Below are 16,091 nucleotides of genomic sequence, written 5' to 3'. Positions count from 1 at the left end.
CCTCAGATCAGCTCGGGCGCCCGCCGCCTGTCAGCCAGAGCGTCAGCATGATCAGGATGACGGCGATCGCCTGCAGCAGCACGCGCAGCTGCATCAGCTTGTTGGAAAGGTTCGCATCGCCACCCTTCATCATGTTGAACAGGCCGCGGATCAGTACGAGGGCGACGAGGCCCATGACGATGATCGCGATGACATAGGTGACCGTGGACATGGCTGTCTCTTTTCTTCTTCAGTCCGTCCAGCGCATCAGGCGGTAGAAGAGATCGGCTGGAAGCAGCCTCTTCAGCAATATGCCCTGTTTTGCCGGAGTTGTTACGGGATAATGTGGCTTCGGATTTTTCGAGTTCAATGCATGCGTCAACACTGCATAGACTGCCTCGGGGCCACGTTTGTGGCGGTTGATGGGGCCCGAACCCTCAAGACGGGCCAGCTGCCGACGGTATTCGACCGCGTGGGGTGAGCTTTCGAGGTCGATATGCTCTTTGATCTTCGCCAGCGCATTGGCGGTGAAGCGGCTGGTAATCGGTCCCGGCTCGATCAGACTGACGTGAATACCGCTTCCTTGCAGTTCCATGCGCAGGGTGATGCTCAGGCCCTCGAGCGCGAATTTCGATGCCGTGTAGGCGCCGCGATAGCGATAGGGCACGACGCCGAGGATTGAGGAGCATTGCACGATCCGGCCTTGGCCGCGCCGACGCATGAAGGGAATAATCTGTTTGGTCAGTTCGTGCCAGCCGAAGACATTGGTCTCGAACTGGTCGCGCAGCGCCTGCGTAGGGAGATCCTCGACTGCGCCGGGCTGCCCATAGGCGCCGTTGTTGAACAACGCATCGATCCGGCCGTTGCTGCGCTCGGTCACGGTGGCCACCAGAGCCGAGATCGTCTCGGGTTGCGTGTAGTCCATCAAAACAGCTTCGATGCCGTCGGCTTCCAGCGCTGCCAGGTCACCGATCTTGCGTACTGTGGCGAAGACCCGCCAGCCATCCGCCTTAAGGGCGCGTGCGCAATAGGCGCCGATGCCGGAAGAGCATCCGGTCACGACGATGGTGCGCTGGTCGGCCATTCAATGATTCCTGTACAAAATGGGACTTGTTTCCCATATTCGCCGAAAGGATACAATTGGGAAGCCGAATGCCGAAGGCCCTGCGCACGCTCTACGATGTGGTCTACGACGCCATCTGCCACCTGATCGAGGACGATGGCTTTGCCATGGCAAGCCATGTGGCGCTTTCCAGCCTGCTTGCGGTCTTTCCCTTCCTGATTTTCGGCACGGCGCTCGCCAATTTTCTCGGGGCCGATCAGTTTTCCACCACGGCCATCCACCTGATCTTCGACACATGGCCGGAGGCGATCGCCAAGCCGCTCGCCGACCAGGTAGTGCAGGTGTTGACGATCCCGCGCGGCGGGCTTCTGACCATCTCGGTGCTGGCTGCCGCTTATTTTGCCTCGAACGGTGTCGAGGCGCTTAGAATCTCCCTGAATCGCGCCTATCGCGTGCAGGAGACACGGCCTTGGTATCTCACGCGCCTTGCCAGTCTCGGTTACGTACTCGTGGCCGTGATCATCTTTGCGGTTATCAGCATTCTGCTCGTGGCAGTCCCTGTCGGCCTCGACTATGCGCGCCACTGGCTGTTGCATAACGATACGCTCGAATGGCTGCCGGTGAGGGTCCGTCAATGGTTGCCAATCACTGTCGACACGCTCGAAATTATTTTCAGCTGGCGCATCTACGGCACGCTCCTCATGCTGGTCATCGCGCTGCTCGTGGTCCATCTCTGGTTGCCCGCCGGAAAGCGCCGTGTCTTCGATGTCATTCCCGGTGTGTCTCTGACCCTGCTGTTCTGGCTCGTCGGCGCGCTGATCTTTGCCTATTATCTGGCGACCTTCGCCACTTACACCGCCACCTATGCCGGTCTGGCATCGGTGGTGATCGTACTCATCTTCCTCTACATGGTAGGTGTCATCTTCATCGTCGGCGCCGAGATCAATGCGGCGCTGATGAAATTCCGGGTGCTGCGCAATTTTTCGCGAACCTTCTCGGTGGTCGGACGCGACCGCGTCTCCGATTCAAAGTCCGACAAGACGGCGAATATCGGCAACTGAGAGTTTGCGGCCACGCAGTTCCGCGAGACCGGTATCACCCTCACTCTTCGATAGCTTGCGGCCGTTGGCGTCCACGATGAGGCGATGATGATGATAGATCGGTTGCGGCAGGTTGAGCAGGTTCTGTAGCAGTCTATGCACAGAGGTGGCGTGGAAAAGGTCGAGGCCGCGTACGACATGGGTCACGCCCTGCAGCGCATCGTCGATGACGACGGAGAGATGGTAGCTGGAGGGGGCATCCGAGCGTGAGAGCACGACGTCGCCCCAGACCGCCGGCTCGGCCAGTATCTCGCCTTTTCGTTCGTCACCGGTTTCCGTCCAGAACAGCGGCGCGCCGACCAGATCCAGTGCCCTGTTCATATCGAGCCGCCATGCATGCTTGAGACCCGAGACGAGCATTGCGTTGCGCTCTTCGTCGCTGCGGTCACGATCGTCGGAGGGATAGTGCGACGTGCCGTCAGGATCGCGCGGCCAGGGCTCGCCCATCCGCTCATAGGCGGCGACGCGCGTCTTTACCTCGCTGCGTGTCAGAAACGAGGGGTAAACCAGTCCGCGTTCGATCAGCGAATGAAGGGCTGCCTGATACTCGGAGAAATGTTCCTGCTGGCGACGGACCGGCTGCTCCCATTCGATACCAAGCCAATTGAGATCAGCATAGATCCCGGCTTCGAATTCGGGGGTGCAACGGGTCAGATCGATGTCTTCGATGCGCAGCAGCAGCCGGCCGTCTGCGGCCTTGGCCATGTCGTCATTGATGAGTGCAGACAGCGCATGACCAAGGTGCAGCGGCCCGTTGGGGCTTGGGGCGAAACGGAAGACGGGTTTTTGACGCGGAGTAGTGATCATGCTTTCTTCTGGCATGGATTTAAAGCGATCGCGAGGCAAGGTGCGGGTCATCAGCAATGAAAAGGATATTGAAGAGGGGCTTGCCGCTCTTCTTGTTCTCGATCCGCGCCTGGCGGCGATTGCCAGGGAAGCCGGTCCTGTCCCGCTCAGGCTGCGCGAACCGGGCTTTGCCGGCCTTGCCCATATCATCGTTTCGCAGATGGTCTCGCGCGCCAGCGCCGAGGCGATCTGGCGGCGGATGCAGCCCGAGAGCGGGTTGCTGAATGCCGAGACTTACATAATGCTTCATCCGGAAGCCTGGCGTGAATTCGGTCTTTCGCGTGCCAAGGCAGATACGCTGATGCGAATCGCCCAAGCCGTCGCTGAGGGGCGAATCGATCTGCAGGGGCTGCTCCAAAAGCCTCCTGCCGAAGCGCTGGCGGAATTGACGGCACAGAAAGGAATCGGACCATGGACGGCAGAAGTCTATCTGATGTTCTGCGGCGGGCATGTGGATGTGTTTCCGGCGGGTGACGTGGCGCTCCAGGCAGCGGTTGCTGCGGCATTCGGTCTCGCCGAGCGCCCGCAGGCCAAAGCGCTTGCCGGGCTTGCAGAAATCTGGTCGCCCTGGCGCTCCGTCGCGGCCCGGCTTTTCTGGGCTTATTATGCCGCAAAAATGCGTCGGGACGTGTTGCCGATCGGTTGAACGGCACCGTCCCTCGATTCGCCTTTATTCCCTGAATTTATTGGACTTCACAATCCTGTAACAACCGGCCTAATATACAAGTGCAGATGCCGAATCGATCCAGGAGGGCTCCTTGACGATTGCAGTCTCCCCACAGGCCCTGCCGGCGCTCGTTCTGAACGCTGACTATCGGCCGCTGAGTTATTACCCCTTGTCGCTCTGGTCCTGGCAGGACGCGATCAAGGCGGTATTTCTCGACCGTGTGAATATCATTGCTGAATATGAGCATGAGGTTTCTTCACCGAGCTTCTCGATGCGGCTGCCGAGTGTCGTGTGCCTAAAAACTTACGTTCAGCCATCCCGCAATCCCGCCTTCACACGTTTCAACGTCTTCCTGCGCGACAGGTTCGAGTGCCAGTATTGCGGCGCTCATGACGATCTGACCTTCGACCACGTTATCCCGCGCGCGCATGGCGGCGAGACGACCTGGGAGAATGTCGTGGCGGCTTGTTCGCCCTGCAATCTGCGCAAGGGCAGCAAGCTTCCGAGACAGGCAGGCATGTTCCCGGCGCAAAAGCCGTATCAGCCGACGGTGCAGGACTTGCACAATAACGGCCGGCTCTTCCCGCCGAATTATCTACATGAAAGCTGGCTCGATTACCTCTACTGGGATACCGAGCTGCAGCCTTGATTCAAGATCGTTAGCTTGCGCAGTCGTTATCGCAAGACCGCTACGCAGTTTTGCGCGACAGGCTTTAGGTGCCTAGGCAGTCTTCTTCACGCTCCAGAAGGCGAAGGCTGCGAGAACCAGGCTTGCGATCACATTCCAGCCCGCGAAGGACAGTCCGAGAACGCGCAATGCTGCATCCGTGCACGACGGGCCTTTGATCGTGTTCAGCTCGCCGAGCAGATCGCCTGCATTGGTGGTCATGCTGCTGGCCGTGGTCGAGCAGGTGGCGGGGCCGGGCCAGAAGTGCCATTCGACGCCCGCGTGATAGACGCCCATGCCGGCGCCGACGAGCATGAGGATGCCGACGGCGAGAATGATTGCGCGCGTCAGCCAGTTCGGCAGGCCGATGAGAGCCACAATGGCGCCAACGACAGCGATCGGAATCCCATAATAATAGGGCTGGCGCTGCAGCAGACAGAGCGCGCAGGGAATATAGCCGCCGATATATTGGAATCCGAGAGCCGTTCCGACCACCACCGCCATGCCGATGGCGAGCAGGAGCGGAAGCAATACGGCCGGACGGGCAAGCGGCGAGGATGTGGCATTCATGGCGGAACTCCGCGAAGTTGGCTCAGTGGGCAAAATATCGGTAGGCGATGTATAGCACGATTACGACCGCCGCGCCGACGCCGACGATTTGGCCGAGGCGCTTCTCGATGAAGTGGCGGATCGGCTCGCCGTAACGGCGCAGCAGCCAGGCGAGGAAGAGGAAGCGCGCGCCGCGGGCGATGATTGCCGAAACGATGAAGAGCGGCAGGCCCACATGGATGACGCCGGACAGGATCGTGACGACCTTGATCGGCGGCAGATGCGCAAGGCCTGACGTGACGAGCAGCAGCAGGATCGTTTCATAGGTAACGTAGGACTTCATCTGCTCGAATTGATCGAGCTTTCCATAGAATTCCAGAATCGGGCGCGCCACGGTTTCGTAGGCATAGTAGCCGAGCGCCCAACCGGCTATCCCGCCGAGGACCGATGCGACGGTGGCAACCATCGCGTAGCGATAGGAGCGTTCGGGCTTGGCAAGCGCCATCGGCAGGAAAAGGACATCGGCCGGAACGAGAAAGACGGAGCTTTCGACGAAGGCGATGACGGCGAGCCAGACTTCAGCCCATTTTTTGGAGGCCAGAGACATGGTCCAGTCGTAAAGTCTGCGGAGCATCCGTTTCCTTTCCCTGTTGCAACGCACAAAGCATTAGGGGGCGATCATGATGCTGTAAATGCTCGCTCTGCGGCTTCCCGGTGTTCGCGTTGAAAATTTTCGTGATGTGCCCTCCCAAGATTTAGCAGGATGGCAAGGCTGTGAATCTGCGGCAAGTTGTCGGCGGGTTTGAAATAGGTTGTGGCAAGTCGTGAAATTGAGGGTCATAGAGGGCGGGCTTAGCATCGCCAAAGAACGGGATGGTAGTCTGAATCGTCGCCGACCGGACCATGAGGATGTCCGCCGCGAGGCCGAGCGACGCCTTGACGCCAGCGGGTATCACCGTTCACGAGTCAAGGAATTTGCCGTCGGTGTGCCTATGCCGGCATCGCTCAGGTATCTTGCCATGCAAATCGAATTCGCGGCTGAGGCGATCTGCCGGCTCGATCGTATCCCGGCTGATTTCGATTCGGATCTTTATTGGCCGAAACTGGACAATGTCACGACAGCCTGATCACCAGGTGCGCGGCGCCTTTCAGGAAAGATCCATGGATTTTTCCCACTGCTGGCGCATCACGTTCATTTCCGTGCGCTTCTGCGCCATCTCGCTGACGACGGCGCGGAGATTCGGATGGCGCGACATGAACATGTTGAAGTCGCGCCGCTCCAGTACTTCGAACTGGCAGAAATCGACCGCAATGACATCAGCCGTGCGGCGTCCGCCGCTAAGTAGCGCCATTTCACCGAAGAAGGCGCCGGGCTCAAGTCGCACCGCGCCGCTTGCCAGCCGCACCTCGACCGCGCCGGAGGAGATGAAGAACATGCTGTCGCCACGGTCACCGCGCCGGATGACGCGTTCGCCCGGCGAGGCAAGTTTCGGGTTGAACAGCAGCAGCAGTTCCTCGAGGGCATCCTCGCCGACTTCGGAAAAGAGCGGGAAGGTATCGACGAGCTGCTGGATGCGCAGATGATGCTGGCGGGCACGCTCCTCGCCGAGTGCCCGGATTTTTTCCAGTTCCCGCGCCAGGATGTCCTGGTTCTTCCGGCCGTAGCTTTCATAGATACGCGGCCACCTCAACTTGATGCGGCCGTTCAGCTTTTCCGCCGCGAAGATGACGAGCGGGTTGAGCGTGATGGAAAGAATGGCCGCGGCAAGGATCAGATCTTGCCCTTCCTGGGGCAGGAGTCCAAGCGAGACGCCGAGACCGGCGAGAATGAAGGAGAATTCACCGATCTGTGCAAGGCCGCCGGCGGCCGTCAGGCCCATGCCGATCGGATAGCGCAACAGGGTAACGATCGCAAAAGAGATGACTGCCTTGCCAACGATGATCAGCCCCAATGCGCCAATGATGGCAAGAGGCTGACGCAGGATGATCGACGGGTCGAAAAGCATGCCGACCGAGACGAAGAACAGCACCGAAAAGGCGTTCTGCAGCGGCAGGGAATCGGCTGCGGCGCGGTGGCTGAGATGGGATTCACTCATGACCACGCCGGCGAAGAAGGCGCCGAGTGCAAAGGAGACGCCGAAGATCGCTGCCGAGCCGAAGGCGATGCCAAGCGCGATGGCAAGAACCGCGAGGGTAAAGAGCTCGCGCGAGCCGGTGCGCGCAATCAATGTCAGAAGCCAGGGCACGATGCGGGGGCCGAGGAAGATCGCCATGGCGGCAAAGGCTCCGACCTTTGCCAGGGTGAGGGCGATCGTGGCTGAAAGTGGCAGGTCGACGCCGTGCCAGGTGTCGCCCGCATGGCCGCCGAGAAGCTCGGCCAGCGCCGGCAGCAGCACGAGCGCCAGCACCATTGCCAGATCCTCGACGATCAGCCAGCCAACGGCAACGCGTCCGCCGGCGGTATTGACGAGGTTACGCTCTTCCAGCGCTTTCAAAAGCACGACGGTACTGGCGACAGACAGGCTAAGGCCAAAGACAACGCCGGCGCCGAGGCTCCAGCCCCAGAGTTCGCCGAGGCCGATACCGAGCAGGGTCGCCAGCAGGATCTGGCCGATGGCGCCGGGAATGGCAACGCCGCGCACGGCAAGAAGATCGGATGCGGAGAAGTGCAGGCCAACGCCGAACATCAGCAGAATCACGCCCATTTCGGCAAGCTGGCTGGCAAGCTCCGTGTCCGCCACGATCCCCGGCGTGAAAGGTCCCATAACAACGCCGGCGGCGAGATAGCCGACCAGCGGCGGCAGCCGCAGCCTGTCTGCACCATAGCCAAGAATTGCCGCGAAGACGAAGCTTATGGCTACCGTCGCAATGAGTCCCGTTTCCTGATGCATCAGCCCTCTCAAAATGCCCGGAGGCCGGCACTTTAGGATGAAGCGCCAGCAAAGTTAAAGAGTTGATTTGAAGGGAATAGGCGTAAATTGCCGGCTTTTTTCGGAACTACAAAGCTCCCGTGTCGTTGCCCTTATGTGAAGACAAGGAGAAGAGAGATGCGAAAAATCCTCATCAACTGCGCAATCGCTGCCCTTGCCCTAGCCTCAGCGGCAGCGCCTGCGATGGCAGATAGCGTAACCGTCACACGCGAGCGTGCCTATGACGGTTATGACCGTGACCGCCCCGGCGTTACCATCAGTGATCGCGGCATTACGTTCGGCGCGGTGCGCGAACGGGATCGCTGGCGCGATCGGGACCGTGACCGCTGCTACACGCGGAGCGTGACCCGTGAGACCGACGAAGGCACTGTCACAAAAACGGTTCGCCGTTGTGACTAACGACTTCGCTGGGGATTCGGCATTCCACTCCGCCGAGACCGCAGCATTAATCTGCGAGAAGCATGCCTTCGCCTTTTGGGGGGCGAAGCATGAAATTCGCTTCAGAGATGTTTGGTGCCCCATGCCGGGGTCGAACCAGCACTTCTTTCGAAACTCGATTTTGAGTCGAGCGCGTCTACCAATTCCGCCAATGGGGCAGCGAAATACGAGGCGGCTGTCTAACATGCGTTCGCCCGCGCGTGCAAGACGGCGGGCGAAGTTTAGCTGCGTGGAATTTGATGTTTAGTGGGCGACCGTTGCGCTTGCTCCGGTCAGACCTGACTTTTTCAGCGTGATCGCCAGAACCGAGGCGAGCAGGCAGAAGGCGCCGGCAATGAAGAAGGCGGGCAGGTAGCTTTCCAGCGCCGTGCGCGACAGGCCGGCGCCGTAGGCGGCCGTGGCAGCGCCAAGCTGATGGCCCGCAAAGACCCAGCCGAAAACGAGACCTGCTTTTTCACGGCCGAAGCGGTCGGCAGCGATTTTGACGGTTGGCGGCACGGTGGCGATCCAGTCTAGTCCGTAGAAGACGGCGAAGATCGATAGGCCGTAGAAAGAGAAATCGCTGAAGGGCAGGAAGAGCAGCGAGAGGCCGCGCAGACCATAATACCAGAAGAGCAGCCAGCGATTGTCGAAGCGGTCGGAAAGCCAGCCGGAACCGATCGTGCCGAAGAAATCGAAGATGCCCATGACGGCAAGAACGCTTGCGGCCGCAACCGGCATGATGCCGAAATCGCCGCAGAGGGTGACGAAATGTGTCTGGATCAGACCATTGGTGCTGAGCCCACAGATGAAGAAGGTGGCAAACAGGATCCAGAAGGTCGATGTCTTCGAGATTTCCTTGAGTGTGGTGAGCGGCGTTGCAAGTGCTGCGCCGAGCGTGCCGCGGACAGGGGCTGGCGTGATCTGGGTTTCGCCGACCGAGGGCAGGTTCACATCAGAGGGGCGATCACGCATGAACAGGAGCACGAGAAGGGCGGCGACCATGATCATGGCGCAGACGAAGAAGACGGTCGCGCGCCAGCCATAGCGTTCGGTCAGCTCCGCCATCAGCGGTAGGAAGACGAGCTGGCCCGTCGCTGAGCTCGCCGAGAGCATGCCGACGACGAGGCCTCGATGCTTGACGAACCAGCGAGTGGAAACCGTGGCTGCCAGCACCATGGCGGTCAGCCCGGTGCCGAAGCCGACGACGACGCCCCAGAGCGCCAGCAGATGCCACAGCTTGGTCATGAATAGCGAGCCGACGAAGCCAGCCCCGATGAGGGCGAGTGCAAAGACGATGACTTTACGGACGCCAAAATAGTTCATGAAGGCTGCTGCAAACGGACCCATCAGACCGAAGAGGATCAGGCGGATGGCAAGAGCAGACGAGATTTGCGAGGTTTCCCAGCCGAATTCGTCCTGCAGCGGTTTGATGAGGACACCCGGCGCACCCATGGCGCCGGCGGTTACGAGCATGGTCAGGAAGGTGGCGGCGACGACGACCCATCCATAATGAATGTTTCGCCGGGCAAGGGAGGATGCAAGGACTGCAGAGACCATGGGCAAATTCCGTTTATGACGTGGGGACCATACAAGAGAGTTTTACATGACGATCATCATATTTGTTGCGTATTGATGATGGACATCATATAAATTGTCAAGTGACCATTTCCGGAGACGAAAAATGCGGGTCAGCCGAGAAAAATTTGCAGAAAACCGTGAAAAGATCCTGACGGCTGCCAGCGTGCTTTTTCGCGAGAATGGATTTGACGGCGTCGGCGTCGCCGACATCATGAAAGCCGCCGGTCTGACCCATGGCGGATTTTACGGCCATTTCGAATCAAAGGACGATCTTGCGCTGGAAGTCAGCCGCAATCTGATCGAACGCGTGGAGGAACGCTGGCGAGAGCAGATTGCCAGCCATCCAGAGCGGCCACTACAAGCGCTGCTTGATCACTACATCCACTGGCGCACGGTCGACGATCCAGGTGGAAGCTGTGTATTCGCCTCGCTGACCCAGGAAGTCAGCCGCAGCGAAGGTGCGGTTCGTGCGACCTTCAGCGAGGGTTTATCGACGCTGGTCGCTGTTCTCCAGGATATCGTGCCGGGTGAAACGTCGGAGGAGCGTCGCGCCAATGCGACGACGACGCTCTCCTCGATGATGGGGGCTGTTATTCTGGCCAGGGCGGTCGAGGATCGGGCGCTCGCTGAACAGTTCCTGGTCACGATGCGCCGCAAGCTCGACCCGGCGCAGTCGTTCTAAATCGGTGCGCGCTCTTGTTGGAATGGAATGATCTCCCGCCGCGTTATCAGCAGGAGATTGCCGTGGCGGCTTATTTGAAGCCGGCGACATTGTGCGGAATGTAGGGCGCTTCGAGTGCTGCGACATCCTCGGCGCTCAGTTTCACCGTCAGCGCTCCGACGGCATCCGTCAGGTGGTTCGGCTTGGAGGCACCGATGATCGGGGCGGTGACGGCGCTTTTCTGCAGGATCCAGGCAGTGGCGACCTGGGCGCGGGAGAGGCCATGAGCCCTGGCGATCTCGGCAACCTTCTCAACGATCTTGCGGTCGGCATCCTCGGCCTGCTTGTAGAGCGTCTTGCCGAATTCGTCGGTCTCGCTGCGGTTGGTCTTCTCGTCCCAGTCGCGGGTCAGACGGCCGCGGGCAAGCGGGCTCCAGGGAATGACGGCGATCTTCTGGTCCTCGCAGAACGGCAGCATTTCCCGCTCTTCTTCGCGGTAGAGCAGGTTCACGTGGTTCTGCATGCTGACGAATTCCGTCCAGCCGTTGAGACGCGACGTGTAGAGCGCCTTGGCGAACTGCCAGGAATACATGGAGGAGGCGCCGATATAGCGCGCCTTGCCGGCCTTCACGATATCATGGAGGGCTTCCAGCGTTTCCTCGATCGGTGTCGTGTAGTCCCAGCGGTGAATTTGATAGAGGTCGACATAGTCAGTGCCGAGGCGGCGTAGGCTGTTGTCGATCTCATCGAAGATCGCCTTGCGCGACAGGCCGGCGCCATTCGGGCCGGGGCGCATGCGGTTGAAGACCTTGGTGGCAAGCACGATGTCTTCGCGCTTGGCGAAATCCTTGATGGCACGGCCCACGATCTCCTCCGAGGAGCCGTTGGAATAGGTATTGGCTGTATCGAGGAAGTTGATGCCGAGATCGATCGCCTGCTTGAGCAGCGCACGGCTTTCTTCCTCCGGCAGGCTCCAGGCGTGGTTTCCGCGATTCGGATCGCCATAGGTCATGCAGCCGAGGCAGATCTTCGAGACTTCGAGACCGGTCTTCCCGAATTTTACATATTCCATGAAAGTGCTCCGTGATGAATTTCAGCGACTCCCCAGACGCATGCGTATGATGTAGCGCAGAAATCGTGGAAGTCTCAGCCAGCCTGGCGGAGAATTTGTTCTGCGGTTAGCGCAACAATGGGCGACCATTGAGCGGGATCTCGCCTTATCCTTGCGAACTACACCGCTTGCGTGTCCGCACTGGGAGGTGTTAGCTGGTGCAGCATCTTACCGGATCTTGCCCATGAAACTGCCGTCTGGCGATCAATACGACACGCTCTACTGCGATTTTTCCTGGCAGATCCCTGAGGATTTCAATATCGGCCGTGCCGTCAGCGACGATTGGGCGGGGCGTGATCCCGGTCGCATCTGCCTCGAACACTTCAGCCCTGACGGCGATCACCTGTCTTTGACCTATGGCGAGCTAGCTGCCCGCTCATCATCCCTCGCCAACGCGCTTTCAGCACTCGGCATCGGCCGGGGAGATCGCGTGGCGCTGCTTCTGCCGCAGTGTTTCGAGACGGTCATTTCGCATGTGGCGATCTACAAGATGAGCGCGATTGCTCTGCCGCTTGCTCTGCTTTTTGGGGTCGAAGCGCTGGAATACCGACTGAAGGCCGCGGGCGCGGCAGCCGTCATAACCAACGGCTTCGGTCTTGCTCGGATCAATCAGATCCGCGACCGGCTGCCTGACGTCAAACATATCATCAGCATCGAAGGACCTTCGGCAGATACGCTCGGCTTTGCCGATCTGGTCTCGGCCTATCCGCCCGTCTTCGATATCGCGCAATCGGGACCGGATGAGCCGGCCCTGATGATCTTCACGTCGGGCACGACAGGCCCTCCGAAGGGTGCGCTGCACGGTCATCGGGTGCTCGCCGGCCACATTCCGGGCATGCAGTTTGTCCACGAAGGTTTCCCGCAGGCGGGAGATAAAGTCTGGACGCCGTCGGACTGGGCCTGGGCTGGCGGTTTGCTCAATGCGCTACTGCCGAGCCTGCTGCTCGGTGTACCTGTCGTCTCTTCGCCGGCCCAGAAATTCGATGCGGACACGGCCTATCGCATCATGGCCGAGATGAAGGTCCGCAACGCCTTCATTCCGCCAACGGCGTTGCGGCTCCTGAAATCCGTTGATGCGCCGCGCTTGAAATATGATCTCGTGCTGCGCACGATCGGCTCGGCGGGCGAATCGCTTGGCCGTGAGACCTATGAGTGGGTGCGCCGCACGCTCGGTATTACGGTCAATGAATTTTACGGGCAGACGGAATGCAATTTTGTGCTGTCTTCCAGCGCTGCCTTCGGCGTTACGAAGCCAGGTGCAATCGGACGCGCTTCGCCTGGCCACAAGGTGGCGATCGTCAACGATGAAGGTGCCGAGCTGCCGGTCGGAGAGCAAGGACAGATCGCCATTGCCAGCCCTGATCCGGTAATGTTCCTCGGCTACTGGAACGATCCCGATGCGACGCAGAGGAAATATGTCGAGGGTTGGCTGCTGACCGGCGACATCGGCCGGCAAGATGAGGAGGGCTATGTCACCTTCGCGGGCCGCGACGATGACGTCATTACCTCTTCGGGTTACCGCATCGGTCCGGCGGAGATCGAGGACTGTCTCATCGGTCATCCGGCCGTACAGCTCGCCGCTGCCGTTGGCAAACCCGATGCGTTGCGAACCGAAATCGTCAAGGCCTATATCGTGCTTGCACCGGGCCACGAGCCCAGCGCGGAGCTGGCCGCAGAAATCCGGGACTGGGTAAAGACGCGGCTTTCAATGCACGAATATCCGCGCGAGGTCGAGTTTGTGGATGCCTTGCCGCTGACGACGACAGGTAAGGTGATACGCCGGCTGCTGCGGGAAAAGGCTGCCGCGGAAGCCGAAATCAGCCTCGGCCGGCAAGCGACATGATCTTCTCGCGCAGCATCTTCGCCATGTTGCGGGTGCTGCGGTACATGTGAAGTTGGGCCGCGACCTGGCGCATGTCGCGGTCGCCGTTCTGGGTGAGGCCGATCACCAGCGTGCCCATCTCCTCGCGCTCCCGCCAAAAGCGGCTCATGATCGGATGATCGGAGACGGCGCAGGAATCCGAGCGCACGACGTTGGCGTCGTCGAGATGCCATTCCGTCAGCTCGCTCATCAGCAGCTTGCCCGGCGAGTAGCGGGAATAGTTTTCGTCATAGGCGGTCTTCCAGGTGTAGGCCTCGCCGCCCATCATCAGCACGACGACGGAGGCAATTGCCTTGCCTTTGAGGTCGATCGTGTGGATGCGTACGGCGTCGACCTCCGCCAGGTTGGAGACGGCCTCGCGGGCGAAGGCGGTGTGATAGCGGTCGGTCACCAGCGCACTGCGGCGCTTGCCTTTCCAGCCGCCGGCCTCTAGCGCCAGGAATTCCTCGAAGCGCATGTGAATCTCCCGCGGCTGGCGGGCAACGGTGTGGACGACCGTGCCGAGCTCTTCGAGCAGCCGCCACTGGCGGCGCATCTCGCGCAGGTGAGAGGAGGATATGGTGCGGCCGAGATAGACCATGGCGTCGTCATCGCTCTGCAGCATCGGCCGCTCATAGGGATTGGCGATCGTCAGCGGCAGGTTGCGGCTGAGCGCTACGGCCTTGGCCATGCGCACGAAGATGCCGTTCAGCCGTACGTCTGGCAGCACCAGCGTGCCCGGCAGGCCGAGGTCCGGCGTGATCAGGCCTTCGAAGAGATTGTCCAGCGTCTCGGCCGCGTCCTCGGCATCGACGAGCGGGGTGCCGAGCGGACCGAAGCTGTTTGCCCAGCCGCGGATAATCGATGGGCCGACGGCAAAACCCGGCTTGTCGACTGAGAACGGCATCAGCAGGCGCATGCGGCTGCGATGCTCATTCTGATCGCGGATGATGGCGAAATTGACCTGCCGATCCTCCAGCCGCGGCATGGCGGGGGCCAGGAAACGGCCGCTGAAGAAGACGTTCGGCTCCATCGCGCGGTTTGAAAGGAAGTCCAGTTCCTCCTGCAGATCGTAGCCGAGCTTACCGGGGTAGAGGCAGAGTTCGCGGCCCGGCCGGCCGATTTCGATGCGCCCTTCGGCCTGCGGCGCGTCGAACTTGAGCGCGGCAAGATCGTGAACCATGCGGTTCGCGTTGCTGTCGGTGCTCTCGGTGATGGGTGGTACGCGTACCATCTATCGGGCTCTCATTTCTGGCGTTGCGGCGGAAGGGGTCGCGAAGGCGAAGAGCGTGAAGCCAAGTGCGCGGCGCACGAAGACATGCAGCAGCATCGCTTCCACGGCCATGGCGGAGGCAGTGGCGATCGCCGTACCGACGATACCGTAGTGTGGGATCAGTAGAATATTGAGGCCGACGTTAGCGGCGAGCGCTCCGGCATAAAGAGCGACGCAGAGGTTTTGTTTGCCCGCCATCATCAGAAGCGTCTCTGCAGGGCCGACCAACGCCTTGGCGAGGATGCCGGCCAGCAGGATCGCCATCAGCACATAACCGGCCGTAAAAGCACCACCGAAGAGCGACAGCAGCAGATGCCCGGCAGCCAGGACAGCGAGACCGATGCCGAGGGCAGGCCAAAACGTCCAACGGGCGGCATCGACAGCGGCAATAGCAAGATCGGTCCGGTTGCCTTCGGCGATGATGGAGGAGAAGCGGGGACCGGCGGCGGCCTTCACCGAGAAATTGATGAAATGCACTAGCGCCATGGTCTTGGCGGCCGCGAAGTAGATCGCGACATCATGCGGCTCGAGAAAGATACCGACAACGATGACGTCGGAATTGGTCAGCAGGAAGCTCACGCCTTCGATCAGGAAGATCGGAAAAGCAACGCCCAGCCATTCCAGGAAGTCGACTTTGCGCGGGCCGGCGTCATAGTGCCGGCGCATCCGATAGAGCGTGGCGGCGTATTGGCCGAGCGCAGTGACGAACGTTGCCGCAAGTGCAGCCTGCATGGCGGTGACTGCGGTGTGCGGCGCGCCGAAGACGACGGCTATCAGCATGAAGAGAATGATGAGAATTGGCCTGACAATATAGACGGGGCTCAGCGCCATGACCGGCCAGTGGTTGGCCCGCGACGTGCCCTCGAGAATATCGCCGAGCGCGATCATCGGCATGGCGATAAGGCCAAGGAAGGTCGGCACGAGGTAATAGCTTTCGATCCTGTCGCCGAAGAAATGCAGGCCGAGCATGCCGGTGATGAGAACGGTCGTGCCTGAGAACATCGCGAAGACTCGGGCGGTGCCGGTCAGGCCACGGATTTCGGCAAAGGCGCCGGCAGCACGATATTGCGGCAGGAAGCGGACGATTGCGGTATGGAAGCCAAGACAGGAAAGGTCGCCGCAGAGGACGACCAGCACCCATACGAAAACGAAGATGCCGTATTCATATTCGCCCATCAGCCTGGCGAGCACGATCTGCGACAGAAAGGCGAGGGCTGCACTCAGGATGCGGATCGCAAAGGCGATCAGCGCCATACGCTGGGCGGCGGCCTTGTCGCCCCGTTCGGCAAGAACTATGGCAAGGCTGCGCAGCGCCCGGCTGGCGATCGGCCGCAGCCCCGCGGGCAGCATCTTTTCCGCTGTTTCCATGACCGCCATTCTGAACAC

General features: G+C 60.4%; 17 protein-coding genes and 1 tRNA gene. 7 read left to right on the top strand and 11 right to left on the bottom strand.

What is annotated here, in order from left to right; genetic code table 11:
- Window positions 1-7: 7 nt before the first annotated feature.
- Together EV281_RS20030 and EV281_RS20025 are read right to left on the bottom strand one after the other, a co-directional pair.
- Complete coding sequence (locus EV281_RS20030; RefSeq protein ID WP_007825545.1) at window positions 8-211, bottom strand: twin transmembrane helix small protein; 204 nt, start codon at window positions 209-211, stop codon at window positions 8-10.
- 18 nt (window positions 212-229) lie between these two features.
- Complete coding sequence (locus EV281_RS20025; RefSeq protein ID WP_132655538.1) at window positions 230-1,063, bottom strand: SDR family oxidoreductase; 834 nt, start codon at window positions 1,061-1,063, stop codon at window positions 230-232.
- 68 nt (window positions 1,064-1,131) lie between these two features.
- On the opposite strand from EV281_RS20025, the gene EV281_RS20020 reads away from it, so the two are divergent.
- A complete protein-coding gene (locus EV281_RS20020) occupies window positions 1,132-2,103 on the top strand; it encodes a YihY/virulence factor BrkB family protein (protein WP_132655536.1) in 972 nt (323 codons plus the stop codon).
- Here the strand turns inward: EV281_RS20020 and gluQRS are convergent.
- Window positions 2,068-2,949: a tRNA glutamyl-Q(34) synthetase GluQRS gene (gluQRS, locus tag EV281_RS20015; RefSeq protein WP_132655534.1), complete on the bottom strand. Its 882-nt coding sequence runs from the start codon at window positions 2,947-2,949 to the stop codon at window positions 2,068-2,070. The genes EV281_RS20020 and gluQRS overlap by 36 nt on opposite strands.
- On the opposite strand from gluQRS, the gene EV281_RS20010 reads away from it, so the two are divergent.
- Both EV281_RS20010 and EV281_RS20005 read left to right on the top strand, forming a co-directional pair.
- Window positions 2,948-3,634: a DNA-3-methyladenine glycosylase gene (locus tag EV281_RS20010; RefSeq protein WP_132655532.1), complete on the top strand. Its 687-nt coding sequence runs from the start codon at window positions 2,948-2,950 to the stop codon at window positions 3,632-3,634. The two genes, gluQRS and EV281_RS20010, sit on opposite strands and share 2 nt — an antisense overlap.
- 112 nt (window positions 3,635-3,746) lie before the next feature.
- Window positions 3,747-4,304, top strand: a complete 558-nt coding sequence (locus EV281_RS20005; RefSeq protein WP_132655530.1) for an HNH endonuclease — start codon at window positions 3,747-3,749, stop codon at window positions 4,302-4,304.
- Between the two features lie 72 nt (window positions 4,305-4,376).
- Here the strand turns inward: EV281_RS20005 and EV281_RS20000 are convergent, their stop codons facing one another.
- A complete protein-coding gene (locus EV281_RS20000; RefSeq protein WP_132655528.1) occupies window positions 4,377-4,892 on the bottom strand; it encodes a disulfide bond formation protein B in 516 nt (171 codons plus the stop codon).
- 22 nt (window positions 4,893-4,914) lie between these two features.
- Entirely contained in the window at window positions 4,915-5,505 is a 591-nt protein-coding gene (locus EV281_RS19995) for a YqaA family protein (RefSeq protein ID WP_132655526.1), read from the bottom strand.
- Between the two features lie 223 nt (window positions 5,506-5,728).
- Between EV281_RS19995 and EV281_RS19990 the strand changes: the two genes are divergently transcribed.
- Window positions 5,729-5,998, top strand: coding sequence for a hypothetical protein (locus EV281_RS19990; protein ID WP_245508330.1), 270 nt, complete (start codon window positions 5,729-5,731; stop codon window positions 5,996-5,998).
- Window positions 5,999-6,019: 21 nt separating this feature from the next.
- On the opposite strand, the gene EV281_RS19985 is transcribed toward EV281_RS19990, so the two are convergent.
- Window positions 6,020-7,762: a cation:proton antiporter gene (locus EV281_RS19985; protein WP_132655522.1), complete on the bottom strand. Its 1,743-nt coding sequence runs from the start codon at window positions 7,760-7,762 to the stop codon at window positions 6,020-6,022.
- A gap of 156 nt (window positions 7,763-7,918) precedes the next feature.
- On the opposite strand from EV281_RS19985, the gene EV281_RS19980 reads away from it, so the two are divergent.
- Window positions 7,919-8,200, top strand: coding sequence for a hypothetical protein (locus EV281_RS19980; protein ID WP_132655520.1), 282 nt, complete (start codon window positions 7,919-7,921; stop codon window positions 8,198-8,200).
- 112 nt (window positions 8,201-8,312) lie between these two features.
- Here EV281_RS19980 and EV281_RS19975 read toward each other — a convergent pair.
- Together EV281_RS19975 and EV281_RS19970 are read right to left on the bottom strand one after the other, a co-directional pair.
- Window positions 8,313-8,397, bottom strand: a tRNA-Leu gene (locus tag EV281_RS19975).
- A gap of 85 nt (window positions 8,398-8,482) precedes the next feature.
- The gene (locus EV281_RS19970; RefSeq protein ID WP_132655518.1) at window positions 8,483-9,778 is read right to left on the bottom strand and encodes an MFS transporter; all 1,296 of its coding nucleotides are present in this window, start codon (window positions 9,776-9,778) and stop codon (window positions 8,483-8,485) included.
- A gap of 124 nt (window positions 9,779-9,902) precedes the next feature.
- Between EV281_RS19970 and EV281_RS19965 the strand changes: the two genes are divergently transcribed.
- On the top strand, window positions 9,903-10,481 hold the full coding sequence (locus EV281_RS19965; protein ID WP_132655516.1) for a TetR/AcrR family transcriptional regulator: 579 nt from the start codon (window positions 9,903-9,905) through the stop codon (window positions 10,479-10,481).
- Window positions 10,482-10,551: 70 nt separating this feature from the next.
- Here the strand turns inward: EV281_RS19965 and EV281_RS19960 are convergent, their stop codons facing one another.
- Complete coding sequence (locus EV281_RS19960) at window positions 10,552-11,532, bottom strand: aldo/keto reductase (RefSeq protein ID WP_132655514.1); 981 nt, start codon at window positions 11,530-11,532, stop codon at window positions 10,552-10,554.
- A gap of 223 nt (window positions 11,533-11,755) precedes the next feature.
- Here EV281_RS19960 and EV281_RS19955 point away from each other — a divergent pair, with 223 nt between their 5' ends.
- Window positions 11,756-13,414, top strand: coding sequence for an AMP-binding protein (locus EV281_RS19955; RefSeq protein ID WP_132655512.1), 1,659 nt, complete (start codon window positions 11,756-11,758; stop codon window positions 13,412-13,414).
- Here EV281_RS19955 and EV281_RS19950 read toward each other — a convergent pair.
- Both EV281_RS19950 and EV281_RS19945 read right to left on the bottom strand, forming a co-directional pair.
- The gene (locus EV281_RS19950) at window positions 13,389-14,666 is read right to left on the bottom strand and encodes a GNAT family N-acetyltransferase (protein WP_132655510.1); all 1,278 of its coding nucleotides are present in this window, start codon (window positions 14,664-14,666) and stop codon (window positions 13,389-13,391) included. The genes EV281_RS19955 and EV281_RS19950 overlap by 26 nt on opposite strands.
- Window positions 14,667-16,082 (bottom strand): oligosaccharide flippase family protein, encoded by a 1,416-nt coding sequence (locus EV281_RS19945; protein ID WP_132656277.1) that lies wholly within the window; start codon window positions 16,080-16,082, stop codon window positions 14,667-14,669.
- Window positions 16,083-16,091 lie beyond the last annotated feature (9 nt).

The organism is Rhizobium sp. BK418, assembly GCF_004341105.1.
Lineage (GTDB): Bacteria > Pseudomonadota > Alphaproteobacteria > Rhizobiales > Rhizobiaceae > Rhizobium.
The sequence above is the reverse complement of the archived record's forward strand: the minus strand, read 5'-3'. Positions and strand labels throughout refer to the sequence as shown.

Bases quoted from the DNA above. Each gene is read 5' to 3' on its own strand.
- EV281_RS20030 (WP_007825545.1), bottom strand. From the start codon at position 211: ATGTCCACGGTCACCTATGTCATCGCGATCATCGTCATGGGCCTCGTC.
- EV281_RS20025 (WP_132655538.1), bottom strand. From the start codon at position 1,063: ATGGCCGACCAGCGCACCATCGTCGTGACCGGATGCTCTTCCGGCATC.
- EV281_RS20020 (WP_132655536.1), top strand. From the start codon at position 1,132: ATGCCGAAGGCCCTGCGCACGCTCTACGATGTGGTCTACGACGCCATC.
- EV281_RS20010 (WP_132655532.1), top strand. From the start codon at position 2,948: ATGCTTTCTTCTGGCATGGATTTAAAGCGATCGCGAGGCAAGGTGCGG.
- gluQRS (WP_132655534.1), bottom strand. From the start codon at position 2,949: ATGATCACTACTCCGCGTCAAAAACCCGTCTTCCGTTTCGCCCCAAGC.
- EV281_RS20000 (WP_132655528.1), bottom strand. From the start codon at position 4,892: ATGAATGCCACATCCTCGCCGCTTGCCCGTCCGGCCGTATTGCTTCCG.
- EV281_RS19995 (WP_132655526.1), bottom strand. From the start codon at position 5,505: ATGCTCCGCAGACTTTACGACTGGACCATGTCTCTGGCCTCCAAAAAA.
- EV281_RS19985 (WP_132655522.1), bottom strand. From the start codon at position 7,762: ATGCATCAGGAAACGGGACTCATTGCGACGGTAGCCATAAGCTTCGTC.
- EV281_RS19980 (WP_132655520.1), top strand. From the start codon at position 7,919: ATGCGAAAAATCCTCATCAACTGCGCAATCGCTGCCCTTGCCCTAGCC.
- EV281_RS19970 (WP_132655518.1), bottom strand. From the start codon at position 9,778: ATGGTCTCTGCAGTCCTTGCATCCTCCCTTGCCCGGCGAAACATTCAT.
- EV281_RS19965 (WP_132655516.1), top strand. From the start codon at position 9,903: ATGCGGGTCAGCCGAGAAAAATTTGCAGAAAACCGTGAAAAGATCCTG.
- EV281_RS19960 (WP_132655514.1), bottom strand. From the start codon at position 11,532: ATGGAATATGTAAAATTCGGGAAGACCGGTCTCGAAGTCTCGAAGATC.
- EV281_RS19955 (WP_132655512.1), top strand. From the start codon at position 11,756: ATGAAACTGCCGTCTGGCGATCAATACGACACGCTCTACTGCGATTTT.
- EV281_RS19950 (WP_132655510.1), bottom strand. From the start codon at position 14,666: ATGGTACGCGTACCACCCATCACCGAGAGCACCGACAGCAACGCGAAC.
- EV281_RS19945 (WP_132656277.1), bottom strand. From the start codon at position 16,082: ATGGCGGTCATGGAAACAGCGGAAAAGATGCTGCCCGCGGGGCTGCGG.